Below are 12677 nucleotides of genomic sequence, written 5' to 3' on the forward strand. Positions count from 1 at the left end.
ATATGAGTATGATCTGGATCAAATTCATATCGTAGATGCGGATTTTATTTGCCTCTTGGTGTTACTCTTTGGTGATCGGCACGATCCGATCCGCCTGATCCCGTTCAGCCTGGCGATGGGCTGCGATCAAAATAGCAGCCTGGGGGCAAGCTCGCCGCAGGCCACGCATCACCGCGCAGGCCGTGTCATAGTCCAGCCCCTCGGTGGGTTCGTCCAACAGCATGAGCGCAGGGCGACGCAGGATCGCGCGGGCCAAAACCAGTCGGCGAGCTTCGCCCCCCGACAGCCCCGCAGCACGGGGGCCGATGGGCAAGCTCAACCCACCACGCGGGCGCAGGGTATCCGCAAGGCAAACGGCCTCCAGCGCAGACCACAGGTCTGCATCACTTGCTTCGGGCTCGGCCAGCCGCAGATTCGCCGCTATGGTGTCAGTAACAAGGGCAGACCGCTGCGTCACCAAAACAGCAGCATCCGTCATGGCTTGGGGTGGTAAAAGTGCCGGATCACGCCCGGCAAATCGAACACGGCCCTGCGCGGGCTTTAGCGCGCCGATGGCCAGCAACAAAACCGTGCTTTTACCACTGCCGCTGATGCCTTCGAGCACAACAGTCTCACCTGGTGCGACCGACAGTGAAACCGGCGCAAAAAGGCTGTTATTCGCCACATCAAATGTCACATCTTGCATCAGAACCCCGGTCCCAGTTGCAACCGGTCTCGCTGCCTCGGATGTGGGCTCTGCGGCCTCTATCGCCGGGCGCACCCGGCGGGCGGCATGGGTCATCCGTCCGATCTCGGACAGGGCACGCCGTACCGGAGCGACGGCTTCGCCCAGTGCAAGGGCTGCAAAAACGCCGATGGCGGCGGTGGCCACATCAATCGTGCCGCCCTGCACCAAAACAATCCCGGATATGAGACAGCCAGCCGTCACAAGCCCCCCCCCCACCATGTCCAGCAGAAGCCCCATCAGCCGCTCGATCTGGTCCAATTGGCGGCGCGCCTGTGCTGCTCTGTCAAAGGCGCAACAGGTCTGCACCGCCACATGTGGCAATTGCCCATAGACGGTCAAATCATCGCGCCCGGCCACAAGGTCAACCATGCGACTGCGCCCGGCCTGAAGCCCTGCTTCGGCCAAACGTGCGGGCCGTCTTGCGATACGCTGCCCGATGATGAACACGGCTGTCGGCAACAAAAGATACCCCCCGGCAAGGATACCCGCCACGCTGGGATGAACCAGCCACGCCAGCAACAGCGACACGGCAAGGATGGTGATAGCCCCCGCTATCGCCGGGATGACCAGCCGCAAAAGCGCGCCATCCAAGGCTTCGGTATCGGCGGCGATCCGGTTGAGTTCCGAAGTGGCGCGCAACTGTTCCAAGGCCCTGTGGGGGCGGGTCAGCAGCCCGCGCAGCATTGCGATCCGTAGCTGCGAAATCGCCCGCAAAGTGGCGTCATGGGTCAAGACCCGCTCGCCATACCGGGCCGCCGTGCGCCCAAGTGCGAGAAACCTCACCATGGCCGAGGGGGCGAAGACGTTGAAAACGATGCCAAGTCCCGCGATCCCGGCTGCGGCGGTGGCCATGATGAACCAACCCGACAGGGCCAATAGGGCAACGCCCATGACCAACACGGTAACGGCAAGAGCAAAGCCACGGGCCAGGGCGACGCGTTCGGCGCGCAGAATGCCAAGGACGATGGCGATCAGATCGTTCATGGTGTCGCCCTCCCAGTGAGGGGGAGGCGCTGCGCCATCCGCGCGGCTAAAGACACGTCATGGGTGGCGACCAGCAGCGTCCCGCCGGCCTGGGCAAAGCGCACCAGGCTGTCGCCCACCAAACGCGCCGTTTCCATATCAAGATCCGCTGTGGGTTCGTCCGCGATGACCAGCCCCGGCCCCCCGTGCAAAGCACGGGCCAGCGTCACGCGCCGCCCTTCACCACCGGACAGGCCCGCGCCCCGCGCGCCCAGACGGGTTAGGTCTCCACGTGGCAAGGTATTGATCACACTGCCCAATCCAGCGGCGCGCAGGGTGTCGTCCGAGATCGCATCGCCAAAACCGATGTTGGAGCGCAGGGATCCGTTCAGGAAATGGGGCGATTGCGGCATCCACCCGATAGAGGCCCGCCAGGCATCAGCATTGTCGTTCGACAACGGCAGGCCATCAACCAGGATGACGCCGCTGTCAGGCCGTTCCAGCCCCGCGATCAGGCGCAATAGCGTGGTCTTGCCCGCACCGCTGGCCCCTATGACGGCGAGGCTGTCACCTGGTTCCAGCCGGAAATCCGGATAGGCAATGCCGTGATGTTGCAGATCACAGGTCGCGAGCCGCGGCATCTTGGCCAGGGGAGCTGCCAGCCCTCCGTGCCCCAGCCGCTGCGATCGCGGCTCATCTCGCCAGGCGGTGATTTCATCCATCACCGCATCGGCGCCGGACCGGTCATGCCAAGCGGCGGCCAGGTCGCGCAGAGGTTGGAAAAACTCTGGCGCGAGCAGCAGCAGGTACAGACCTGCCGTCGGGGTCAGCGGCGTGCCCCAGCCGCCCCAGCTCAGCTCTCCGAGCAGCGAGAACCCCACCCAGATCGCAACCATGGCCACGCCGAGAGCCGAGAACAGCTCCAGTACCGTCGACGATAGGAAGGCAATGCGCAGCACCGCCATGGTCCGCTCGCGCAGGTCTTCGCTCGCACGGGTGAAGTTTTCAACCGTTGCTGGTCCGGCGCCGATCAGCCTCAAATCGGACAGAGCCGCAAGCCGGTCGACCAGCACGTCGTTCATTTGCCCGACGTCCTTCATTTGACGTGCGCTGGCCTCCTTGGCTACCCAGCCCACCAATGCCATGAAAAGCGGAATCAACGGCCCGGCCAGCAGCAGCACCAGCGCCACCGCCCAACTGTGCCAAAGCGCGATGCCCAGGATCACCGACGGCAGCACCATTACCCGCATCTTGGCGGGACGATACCGCAGCAGGGCGAGGCGCATGGCTTCCGGCTTCTCGGCGGTCAGCGCTGCCAGGGCACCTGCTCCGCCAAGCGCAGATGGTGTGGCCGCTCTCGCCTCCGCCGCCACGATCTCCTCCCTGAGCGCGCCAATCTTTGCCTCCGCCGCCAGGCCCAGCAGCGCCTGTGCTGCCATGTCGATCAGGGCGCGCAGCCCCCACAGCAGCAGGATCGCGACGCCGGTACGCAGAGGGGAGACGGGCTCCCCCGCCATGAGCCTGCCGAAGACCCCGGCGATAACGGCGGCAACAGCCAACCAAACGAGGCTGGAGACCACCGACAGCAGGCCGCCAAGGGTTTCCCTGTCCAGGGGGTGGGGGGTGAGAATCGTCATGGCGCGCCATTTATTTGGTATCTTGGATACATATTATGGGCATTGCCATCCGGGCGACTTGATCTGGCGCAAGGTCTATTTCACATTTTTGCTGCAAGTTGAGCAAACATCCAGGGGATCACCATGCGACTAACCATCAGGACGAACCTTGCCGCGCGGATCCTGATGGTCTGCGCCGAAAACCCTGAGCTCCTGCTCAAGACCGCGGAGGTCGCGGCGCTGTGCAATTGCTCCACCAATCACGCAGCCCATGTGGTTCAGCGCCTGCAGGCCGAAGGCTATGTGTCCACGCTGCGAGGCCGTTCTGGTGGCTTTTCGCTTTCCCGCCGGGCCGAGGACGTCTCAATGGGGGACATCTTTCGCCTATTTGAGGCAGACATTCCTTTTGCGGAGTGTTTTGACGAGGCCAGCAACACCTGCCCGCTGCGCGGCAGCTGTCGTCTGCAACGCTATATCGAACGCGCGCTGGACGCCTTTTATCACGAACTTGACCTGGTGACGCTGCGGGACCTGGTGCAGGGCAATTGCGGTCTGAGCGCCCTGTTGACGCTGAGGCCCGAGTTGCCTGCTTCTTGCGCACCATGAGCCCGTCGCCGTGCTGCACCGAGGTCTGACCTCCGACGGCCCAACAACGCACTGATCGGCGCGGTGTTCAATGGTGAAGCTTGGTGTGACAGGCACGCGCCCATGACGCAAAGCGTTCCATTTCGGCAAGACGCGGATGGTCGCTGCGGCTCACCGCCCAGAACGTTCTGCCGGGCAATTCTGTCTCTGACAGGCGGACCAGCTGCCCGGCGGCAATAGCGGCACCGGCCAACACGCTGGAGGCGAGCACCACGCCCTGACCTGCAAGCGCCGAGTCCATGGCGTTTATTTCCTCGGAAAAATGCTGTGTGACCTTTGGCACCGCCTTCCCAAGCCCGGCGGTGCGCGACCAGCGCTGCCAGCTCGGCGAGGCCTCCGCGCCGCCGCTCCAGCGGTATTCGATCAGCGGCAGGCGCAGAATAGCGGCGTCGTCGCGGACCGGGTTCCGACCCAGCAGGTCCGGCGCGCAGAGCGGGATCAAACGGTCTTGGAACAGTGGCAACCATTCACCTTCCGGCTCCGGCTGGACAGCATAGCGCACCGCAAAGTCGACAGCGCTGCCGGACAGGTCCACCGGTTGGTTGTCGGCCTCGACCTTCAGATTTAGCCCGGCTTCGCTGCGCAATGCGGGCAGCCGCCGCATAAGCCAGAGGCTGGCGAAGGCCACGGTGACGGAAACCGTCAGGGGGCGGTCCGTCTGCAACTCTGAAATCCCCGAGATGGCATCGGCCATGCGGTCAAAATTCTCCCGCAGGACCGGGTACAAGGCCTCTCCTTCTGCCGACAGGCGGATCGGACGCGGGTAGCGATGAAAGAGTTTCACCTCCAGAATCTCTTCGAGCTGGCGGATCTGATGGCTGATCGCAGTGGGCGTCAGGTGTAATTCGGCTGCGGCGCGGGCAAAATGCAGATGCCGGGCGGCGGCTTCAAAGGCGCGAAGCGCGTGGAGCGGGGGCAGGCGCCGCATGGGTTTTATCCTTTTTGTTCGGGGGGGAATCCTGGATGAATTTCATTCACCCAGGCCATGAGAAATTCGCTTTCGCCAGAGGCTTGGCCGCTTGGTAGGCAGGGGGTGTAGTGCATAGACACAGGAGATTTCCCATGCCCACTCTGTTGCGAATTGATGCAAGCGCCCAGCTTGAAGAACGCTCTCTCACGCGTCATCTGACCGGGCTGTTCACCCGGAACTTTCTGGAACAGGCGCCAGATACGAAAGTGATCACCCGGGATGTCGGTTTGAACCCGATCCCCGCGATCGATCATAAATTCATTCACGCGGCGTTCACCCCGCCTGAGGAGCACGAGCCGTGGATGGCCGAGCGTCTGGCACTGTCCGACGCGCTGGTCGATGAGGTGATCGCGGCGGATATCGTCGTTCTTGGGGCGCCGATGTATAACTATGGCATGCCGACCGCCCTGAAAGGCTGGATCGACCACATCGCGCGGATTGGTCGGACCTTTTCTTTTGATCTGGCCCGTGGCGACACCCCGATCGAGCCGATCCTGTCGGGCAAACGGCTGGTTGTGCTGTCCTCGCGCGGGGAGTTCGGTTTTGCTCCGGGCGGTGTGCGGGCACATCTCAACGCGCTTGACCCGGCGCTGGCGGCTTGCGCCCATTACTTTGGCGTCGCGCAGGCAGACATCGAGACGATCGCGATCGAATATCAGGAGTTCAAGGACGCGCGTCACGAGGCGTCGGTTGACACGGCAGAGACCCGTACCCGTGCGCTGGCCGCAAAATTGGCGGGTGCGGCGGCGCAGGCCGCCTGAGATACCCGTCTGAGACGGTAACATCCGGGGGCGCGGGTTTTGCTCCGCGCCCCCAATTTGTTGTGTGGCCAGGCTCACGCGGAGGGGCGGTGCAGCTTGACTTCCAGCGCGCTTGGCTCCGCCTCTTCGCCATTGATCGGCAGAAGATCCATCGGACAGCAGGAAATCACCACCACAGCGTCCATTTCAGCGCGCAGCAGCACGTGGTCGCCTTTGCTCGAGACAGGGGGGCGCCACTCCATCGCGCCGTCTTCGACCACTGGCGTATTCATCCAGAGGTTCAGCGGGCAAGGCACCGATGTTGGACGCAGGCCGATGGCCGCCAGCGCCATGCGCAGGTTGTCGGTGCAATTGTCGTGATAGCCCTCATGGCCCAATTGGGCATAGCGGTGAATATCGCAGGACGCGACCAGCGTGTCGTGAACGCCGGGTGAAGTGTCCTCAACCAGGGTCAGAATCGGGCGCCGCCGGTTGGTCACCAGAGCATCACCAGGGCGTGGAGAGACCCGCCGCAGCGTCGGGCGCAGGTGTTCCATCGACAGGTATTCGTTGCAGTCGCCCTCGGCAAAGGCCCAGAAATCGCCGATCTGGTTGCCGTCGCGGTTCATAACCGACAGCAGCTCGCCCTGTTTCAGCCGCATAGCCCGGCCCTGGCGGGCAGGAATGGTATATGTGGTATCGGGGCTCAGGCGGCCATTCTCTGCAAGGGTGTGATGCGCGCTCGGGTTTTCACCGTCGGGCCGTGCAGGCTCAAAGGGGGGGGTCATTGTTTTTTCTCCATCAGGACGGGATGAGTGTAGGGGGCTGCGGGTTCACGGTGCGGCTGCCAGGTGCCTTCGGCTTCCTGGCTTGCGGCGTAGGCGGCGATCTCTTCCAGCGGTGCGAACCAGACGTCACCGCGTGACAGCACCTCTTCGAGCCAGTGCTCTACCACCCGCCAGCGGGCCAGCCGCCCGGTCAGGAACGGATGCCAGATACCGATCCAGAGCCCACCGGCCTCGTATTGTGCCTCGAACTCCTCAAAGGAGGCTTCCAGCCCGCGGCGCGGCGACATCACCGGCATCTTGTAGCCGATCTCATCAAAATGCGCGAAAGGCGGCCAGTCATCACTGCCCCAATGCACCGGCAGCTCATAGAGAGACCCGGATGTAGTGTCGATGCGATAGGGCAGATCGTCCGCCATCATCGAGCTGTCATAGGTGAACCCGTGCTGCACTGCGAGCGACAGCACCTCGGGGGTGACATTATAGACCGGAGCGCGATAGCCGCGCGGCGTGCTGCCGGTCAGGCGGCGGTGAACTTCAAGTGCGCGCTCGAACCAATAGGTTTGTTCCTCGGCGCTCTGTTCGGCAGGATCTTCGTGCAGATGCCCATGGTGGCCGATCTCATGCCCGCCCGCGAGGATCGCCTCGACGGTTTCGGGGTATTGTTCCATCACCCAGCCGGGCATGAAAAAGGACTGTTTGAGCCCCAGCCGTCGGTAGGTCTCAAGAATGCGCGGCACACCGGAATTCGGCCCATAGCGGCCCATGCTGATCGGGTAGAGGCGGCGGTACCCGTCGTCGGGACGGGCGATGTGGATCAGGCTGTCGGCATCAACGTCAAAGGTGATCGCACAGGCACAGCGGGCGCCGTTTGGCCATTTTATCGGGTTTCGGATCATGTCAGGTTTCCTTTTTCATCAGCAGCGTTTCGACCATTGCTGCCGTGGCGAGCAGGGTGCGGTCGCTGTCCGGTGGGCCGACCAGCTGCAGGCCCACCCAGCAACCCGTGTCGGTTTGTCCGACGGGCAGGGAAATAGCGGGCAGATCCAGCAGGCTGGCGGGCATGGTCAGGCGCAGAGCCGCAGCATTAGTTGTGGCAAAGGTTTTGGGGTTTGCCAGCAGTGGCGCGAGCAAGGGCGCCTCGATTGCGGCGGTGGGCAGAAGGTAAAGGGTATCGGCCCTGCGGATGGTTTCGCGCAGCGCTTTGGCTCCATGCACGACCTCGGCGATCTTGCCTGGATCCAGTTTGGCTGAGGCACGCAACCGCGCCGCGACAAACGGGTCGAGACGACAGGATTCTGCCGTCTCAATAAGGTTGTGATGGGTCTGCGCCGCCTCGAAGGCTCCCGGCCAGCCACCCGCGTCGATTAGTGTCAGCGCCTCATCCAGCACCGACTGTCTGCTATACTCCGTTCGCACACCGGCCTGTTCCAGGGCCTTTACCGCCTGTTTGCAGCGCAGCGAGACCGGCGCGGCCACCCCGTCACCGTCGAGCAGGTCGATGGCAACCGCCAGGCAGCTGGCTGCGTCCGGGCTGGTTGTGTCGCTGGATAAAATGGCATCCAGTGCGGTGATATCGGTAACCGTGCGGGCAAAGCTGCCAACCGTGTCAAAACTGGGGGCCAGTGGCATCACACCGCCCATGGGATACCGCCCGCGCGTGGGCCGAAAACCCACCACGCCCTGAAACGCCGCAGGCACCCGGCAGGAGCCTGCCGTATCAGTGCCAACAGCCAGCCGGGTGATCCCCCGCGCGACAGACACCGCAGCCCCCGAGGAAGAGCCGCCCGGAACACGCCCCTCTGACATCGGCGTCCCGAAATGCGGATTATATCCGATCCCGGAAAACGCCAGTTCCGATAGATTGGTCATGCCGATGCTGACCAGCCCAGCCTGGCTGGCACGCTGGACCACCTCCGCATCTGCCTTGGCGGGCGCGGCCTCGCGTCTCAGCAAGGATCCGGCGGTCGCTGTGACGCCCTTTACCGCGATCATGTCTTTCCAGGACACTGTTGCCCCATCAAGCGGGCCCAGTTTGTTGCTGCGGCCGTCGCTCTGGCGGGCTTGGGCGTGGGCACGGTCGGGCAGCAGAGAGAGAAAAACCTCGCCTTCCTGCCCGGCCCGTCGTAGGGCGTCCATGGTGGTGTCGAGAGCTGAGCTCATGCAGCCCTCACCTTGGGGGCTCCCCGTGTTTGTCGCGCCTCTTCCAACACAAAACCGTCGTCTGGGTGCCAGGAGGCATAGACCCGCGCCCCGGTGCTTGCGTCCAGCTGATCAAGCTCGCGTTGCTGAACCTGTGCCACCAGGCTATGGCCAGATGTGGTTTCCAGATGCAGATTGACAACCGCACCGGCAAACTCCTCTGATATCAGTGTGCAGGCGATTTCGTTTTCGCCCCAACCCGGGGTGACGGTCACGGATATTCTGTCAGCCCGTATAGCCAGATCCACAGTCTCGCCTTGGGAGAGCCCGGTGCAGTTGGCCAGCCGGACTTTGCCGTCGCGTGTTTCCAGAAAGCGATTGCCGTCCTCTTTGCCCCGGACCTTTCCTTCCAGCAGGCTGATGCCGCCAACAAACTGAGCGACAAATTTGCTGCGGGGACGCAAAAAGATGTCCTGCGGGCTGCCAATTTGTTCCACCCGGCCGCCGTTCATGATGACAACCCGGTCAGCCAGCGAAAAGGCTTCGGAATGGCTGTGGGTGACATAGACAAAGGTGATGCCGAGCTCGCGCTGGAGCGTCTTCAACTCGCCCTGCATTTTGATCGCCATATGGGCGTCCAGCGCCGAAAGCGGCTCGTCCAAAAGTAGAACTTTGGGTTTCAGCACGAGGCTGCGGGCCAGGGCGACGCGCTGGCGCTGACCGCCTGACAGACGCGCGACATTGCGCTCTGCGTAGGTGGAAATGCCCAAACGCTCCAGCCAGTCATCGACGCGGCGCTTGCGCTCGGGCCCGGAAATGCCGCGCATCTTCAGTCCGAACTCGACGTTTTCCCGCACGGTCATGAAGGGAAACAAGGCCAGGCTTTGCCAGACCATGGGGGTTTCCCGCTCCCAGACCGGCAGTTGGTCGATCCGGTCTCCCGCAAGCGTGATCTGGCCACGGTCGGCAGTTTCAAGACCGGCAAGCATGCGCAGGGTCGTGGTCTTGCCGCAGCCAGACGGCCCCATGATCGCAATGAACTCCCCCTGGGCAATATCAAGCGAAAACTCTTCGACGGCGATGAAGCTGCCATAGGACTTGGCAAGCCCGTCCATTTTCAAATGCGCGTTGGTCATTATGTCTCCTCCTTGGACATGGCGCCGCCGCTCTGGCTCAGAACCACGGCAAGCGCGATCAGAACCAGTGTGAGCGTGACGGAAAAACTCATTGTGCCGATGACATGGATCGTCGGGTCGACCTGTCCCTGAAGCGTAGTCAGAACCGCAACGGGAATGGTTTCGTTCAACCCGCCGGTGAACCAGGCGATTACGTATTCGTCGAACGACACCGCAAAGGTGATGAGGAAGGCTGCGAGAATGGCCGGCAGCGTGTGCGGCAGCACGATCCGGGCGAGCGCGGAATGCGGCTGGGCGCCGAGGTTCTGCGCAGCTGTTTCCAGTGTCTCGTCCAGCTGGGCCAGCCGCAACCGGCATATCGCCATCGCAAAGGGCGCGGCAATCACCACATGGGCGGCAACCACAGCCATCAGCGTACCGGCGATACCGATGCGGGAGAAAAAGGCCAGCATGGCGAGGCCAAGGATGACCAGTGGCACCGTTGGCGGCAGCAAGGCCAGCGCCAGCACGGCCTTCTGGCCAAAGAACCGAAATCGATAGTCTGCATAGGCGGCGGCAAATCCCAGCGCGGTGGCGATCAGCGCGGTGATCGCAGCAACCGTCAGGCTGTTGCCAAGGGCCTCCAGCATCGCGCGGTCGGTCAGGACCTGGGCATACCATTGGGTGCTGAACCCGGACATATCAAGGCTCGGGAAACGGTCAGCGCTAAAGGAAAACAGCACTGCCGACAGGATCGGCGCATAGAGCAGCAGGAAAACCAATGCCAGCCCGGCGATCCAGAAGGCTTTGGGCAAGGAATGTTTCAGATGCGGAGGCATGTCTTATCCTTTCTCACGATAAGCCCAGAGGACGGTTAGGAAGGCGGTGACCAGCAGGCTTGCGATCATCAGCAGCGCCACCACGGCGGCGCGCGGCCATTGCTGACCCGCCCGAACAAGATCCGTCACCAGGATCGGCAGGGTCTGGAAGGCGCCACCACCAAGATAGGCAGCGCTGACGAACTCGGCGTAGGACAGCAGAAAGGCAAACAGCAGCCCCAGTGCCAGACCGGGCCGGGCCGCGGGCAGGATCACACGGAACAGGATTGCTGCGGGCCGCGCCCCAAGGTTGGCGGCTGCCGAAATCCCCGTTCTGTCCACATTGGCAAGGGCGATGGTCTGCAGGATCAGCACGACCGGCAACGCCAGGGTTGCATGACCGAGAAACAGCGCGAAATAGGTGTTGAGAAGGCTTTCGCCTTTGCCACCTAATGCCTGAACAACCGAAGAGATCACGCCGCCCTCTGTCAGGAAAACCTGCCAGGAATAGATGCGGACAAGATAGCTTGTGAAAAACGGCGCGATCGCGAGCCCCAGAAGGATCAGCCGCTGACGTGGCGCAGCAACAAAGGCCATCGCGTAGGACGCCGGAAAGGCCAGGAGCGAAATCGCGACAGCGCTGGCCATCGACAGGCTGTAGCTGCGCCAGAAACTGGCCCAGAGAAAATCAAGGCCCAGAACATAGCGCCAGGCCGACAATGTAGCGTCCGGTGTCAGCCGGTAGTTCACCACCGACCAGAAGGAAATCGCCACCAGCAAGCCAAGCGGCACGGCAAAGAACAGCAGCAGCCAGACCGGCAGCGGCAGGACCCAGAGCGCCTGCCAGGCGCGGTTAAAAAGGAACCGGCGCAACGAGGTGCGGGCCGGTATAGCAGGGGAAGTCATGTCGGTATCTCCCATCGGGTTGCGGTCCCGGCTTGCAGTGCCGGGACCGGACCGGGCATCAGGCGTTCTTGTAGCGGGTCCAGGCGTCGTTCCAGGTTTCCAATGGTTGTTGCACTGGAAGCTCCCGCAGGCGGATACGTCCGGCGCGGATCTCATCGAGCGCGTTTGGGCCGTTCAGCACCATGTTTTGACGCTGTGCCTCTCCTGGCAGTTCATCATTCAGCCGGGCCCAGCCCGACCGCGTCGGGATCATCGCTGGATAGGCCTTGAGCGTGGCGGTTTTGACCTGGCCTTCGGGTGACAGCATGTATTGGATAAATGTCCGGGCCAGATCCTGATTTTTGGACCCGGCACCAATTGACAGGGACTCGGTCCATTGCAGGCCACCTTCCTCGGGGATGGTGGTGGTGACATCAGCACCATCGCGGGCCAGTACGCCGGTGATCCAGTCGCCGATACCGGGGATCGCAGCGACCTCGCCGGAGCGCAGCGCCGACAACATCCCGCCGTAGTCATAAAAACCGCGCACCTGAGGCCGGAGTGACATCATCGTTTCTGTCAGTTTTGACCAGCGGCTCTCATCAAGGTCGAAAGGCGTCTCATTTCCGTTCACCAGGCTCAACGTTCCAAGGTTGGGCAGATGCCAGTCAAAATGGCCAATCCGCCCCTCATGCTGAGCGTCCCACATGCTGCGATAGCTGCGGGCTTCGGCCTCGCTCATCGCGGCGCGATTATGGGACAGCCCGAGGAACCCGAACCGCAGAAAGACCGCATAGGGATCACCGTCAAACCAGTGGCCACGGAAATTCTGAAACTCCGGAAAAAAGTCGTCAAACGGATAGTCTTCTGGTGCCAGGGGGGCGATGAAGCCGGCCTGCTGCAATTGCACCACGTATTCCGCGTCCGACAGGATCACATCGTAAGTTCCGGCCGGAGACTGGGCGATTTGCGCCAGCATCTGGTCGCCACCGACGTACTCCTTGGCGCGGATCCGCACGTTGTGCGTTTCCTCGAATGCACCGATCGCGTCGGGGTCGGCATGGCCTGCCCAGGTGAGCATTGACAGGTCGCGGCGGCCCTGCGCTCGCAGAACGGCCGGGGAGGCGAGGACGGCGGTTGCCGCGAGCCCCCCCTTGATCAATTGGCGCCGAGTGGTAATAATGTTGCGTGTCATTTTGTCCTCCCTTTTCATTCCACAAGCTTCAGAAAGAGGAGGCTTAAAAACAAATGACCATTCTTCAGGCCATGCT

The 12677-nt window shown here is 62.6% G+C and carries 12 protein-coding genes; 2 read left to right on the top strand and 10 right to left on the bottom strand.

What is annotated here, in order from left to right:
• Positions 1-61 precede the first annotated feature (61 nt).
• On the bottom strand, positions 62-1711 hold the full coding sequence (locus N1037_02710; protein UWS79955.1) for an ATP-binding cassette domain-containing protein: 1650 nt from the start codon (positions 1709-1711) through the stop codon (positions 62-64).
• Positions 1708-3327 carry an ATP-binding cassette domain-containing protein gene (locus tag N1037_02715; protein ID UWS79956.1) on the bottom strand — a complete coding sequence of 540 codons (1620 nt, stop codon included), beginning with the start codon at positions 3325-3327 and terminating at the stop codon, positions 1708-1710. The genes N1037_02710 and N1037_02715 overlap by 4 nt, the downstream gene beginning before the upstream one ends.
• 123 nt (positions 3328-3450) lie before the next feature.
• Here N1037_02715 and N1037_02720 point away from each other — a divergent pair, with 123 nt between their 5' ends.
• On the top strand, positions 3451-3912 hold the full coding sequence (locus tag N1037_02720) for an Rrf2 family transcriptional regulator (protein UWS79957.1): 462 nt from the start codon (positions 3451-3453) through the stop codon (positions 3910-3912).
• Between the two features lie 67 nt (positions 3913-3979).
• On the opposite strand, the gene N1037_02725 is transcribed toward N1037_02720, so the two are convergent.
• Positions 3980-4879, bottom strand: a complete 900-nt coding sequence (locus N1037_02725; protein ID UWS79958.1) for a LysR substrate-binding domain-containing protein — start codon at positions 4877-4879, stop codon at positions 3980-3982.
• A gap of 134 nt (positions 4880-5013) precedes the next feature.
• Here N1037_02725 and N1037_02730 point away from each other — a divergent pair, with 134 nt between their 5' ends.
• Entirely contained in the window at positions 5014-5682 is a 669-nt protein-coding gene (locus N1037_02730; GenBank protein ID UWS79959.1) for an NAD(P)H-dependent oxidoreductase, read from the top strand.
• A gap of 74 nt (positions 5683-5756) precedes the next feature.
• On the opposite strand, the gene N1037_02735 is transcribed toward N1037_02730, so the two are convergent.
• From N1037_02735 to N1037_02765, 7 genes are read right to left on the bottom strand one after another with little or no spacing between them, the layout of a single operon-like run.
• Positions 5757-6449, bottom strand: coding sequence for an urea carboxylase-associated family protein (locus N1037_02735; GenBank protein ID UWS79960.1), 693 nt, complete (start codon positions 6447-6449; stop codon positions 5757-5759).
• Positions 6446-7345: a polysaccharide deacetylase family protein gene (locus tag N1037_02740; protein UWS79961.1), complete on the bottom strand. Its 900-nt coding sequence runs from the start codon at positions 7343-7345 to the stop codon at positions 6446-6448. The genes N1037_02735 and N1037_02740 overlap by 4 nt, the downstream gene beginning before the upstream one ends.
• Before the next feature lies 1 nt (position 7346).
• Positions 7347-8609 carry an amidase family protein gene (locus N1037_02745; GenBank protein UWS79962.1) on the bottom strand — a complete coding sequence of 421 codons (1263 nt, stop codon included), beginning with the start codon at positions 8607-8609 and terminating at the stop codon, positions 7347-7349.
• Positions 8606-9724, bottom strand: a complete 1119-nt coding sequence (locus N1037_02750) for an ABC transporter ATP-binding protein (protein ID UWS79963.1) — start codon at positions 9722-9724, stop codon at positions 8606-8608. The genes N1037_02745 and N1037_02750 overlap by 4 nt, the downstream gene beginning before the upstream one ends.
• Positions 9724-10542, bottom strand: coding sequence for an ABC transporter permease (locus N1037_02755; GenBank protein UWS79964.1), 819 nt, complete (start codon positions 10540-10542; stop codon positions 9724-9726). The genes N1037_02750 and N1037_02755 overlap by 1 nt, the downstream gene beginning before the upstream one ends.
• A gap of 3 nt (positions 10543-10545) precedes the next feature.
• Positions 10546-11427, bottom strand: coding sequence for an ABC transporter permease (locus tag N1037_02760; GenBank protein UWS79965.1), 882 nt, complete (start codon positions 11425-11427; stop codon positions 10546-10548).
• 58 nt (positions 11428-11485) lie between these two features.
• Complete coding sequence (locus tag N1037_02765; protein UWS79966.1) at positions 11486-12601, bottom strand: spermidine/putrescine ABC transporter substrate-binding protein; 1116 nt, start codon at positions 12599-12601, stop codon at positions 11486-11488.
• Positions 12602-12677: the final 76 nt, after the last annotated feature.

It is taken from the genome of Phaeobacter sp. G2 (genome assembly GCA_025163595.1).
GTDB lineage: Bacteria > Pseudomonadota > Alphaproteobacteria > Rhodobacterales > Rhodobacteraceae > Pseudophaeobacter.

Coding starts and splice junctions, on each gene's coding strand:
- N1037_02710 (UWS79955.1), bottom strand. CDS start 1,711: ATGAACGATCTGATCGCCATCGTCCTTGGCATTCTGCGCGCCGAACGC.
- N1037_02715 (UWS79956.1), bottom strand. CDS start 3,327: ATGACGATTCTCACCCCCCACCCCCTGGACAGGGAAACCCTTGGCGGC.
- N1037_02720 (UWS79957.1), top strand. CDS start 3,451: ATGCGACTAACCATCAGGACGAACCTTGCCGCGCGGATCCTGATGGTC.
- N1037_02725 (UWS79958.1), bottom strand. CDS start 4,879: ATGCGGCGCCTGCCCCCGCTCCACGCGCTTCGCGCCTTTGAAGCCGCC.
- N1037_02730 (UWS79959.1), top strand. CDS start 5,014: ATGCCCACTCTGTTGCGAATTGATGCAAGCGCCCAGCTTGAAGAACGC.
- N1037_02735 (UWS79960.1), bottom strand. CDS start 6,449: ATGACCCCCCCCTTTGAGCCTGCACGGCCCGACGGTGAAAACCCGAGC.
- N1037_02740 (UWS79961.1), bottom strand. CDS start 7,345: ATGATCCGAAACCCGATAAAATGGCCAAACGGCGCCCGCTGTGCCTGT.
- N1037_02745 (UWS79962.1), bottom strand. CDS start 8,609: ATGAGCTCAGCTCTCGACACCACCATGGACGCCCTACGACGGGCCGGG.
- N1037_02750 (UWS79963.1), bottom strand. CDS start 9,724: ATGACCAACGCGCATTTGAAAATGGACGGGCTTGCCAAGTCCTATGGC.
- N1037_02755 (UWS79964.1), bottom strand. CDS start 10,542: ATGCCTCCGCATCTGAAACATTCCTTGCCCAAAGCCTTCTGGATCGCC.
- N1037_02760 (UWS79965.1), bottom strand. CDS start 11,427: ATGACTTCCCCTGCTATACCGGCCCGCACCTCGTTGCGCCGGTTCCTT.
- N1037_02765 (UWS79966.1), bottom strand. CDS start 12,601: ATGACACGCAACATTATTACCACTCGGCGCCAATTGATCAAGGGGGGG.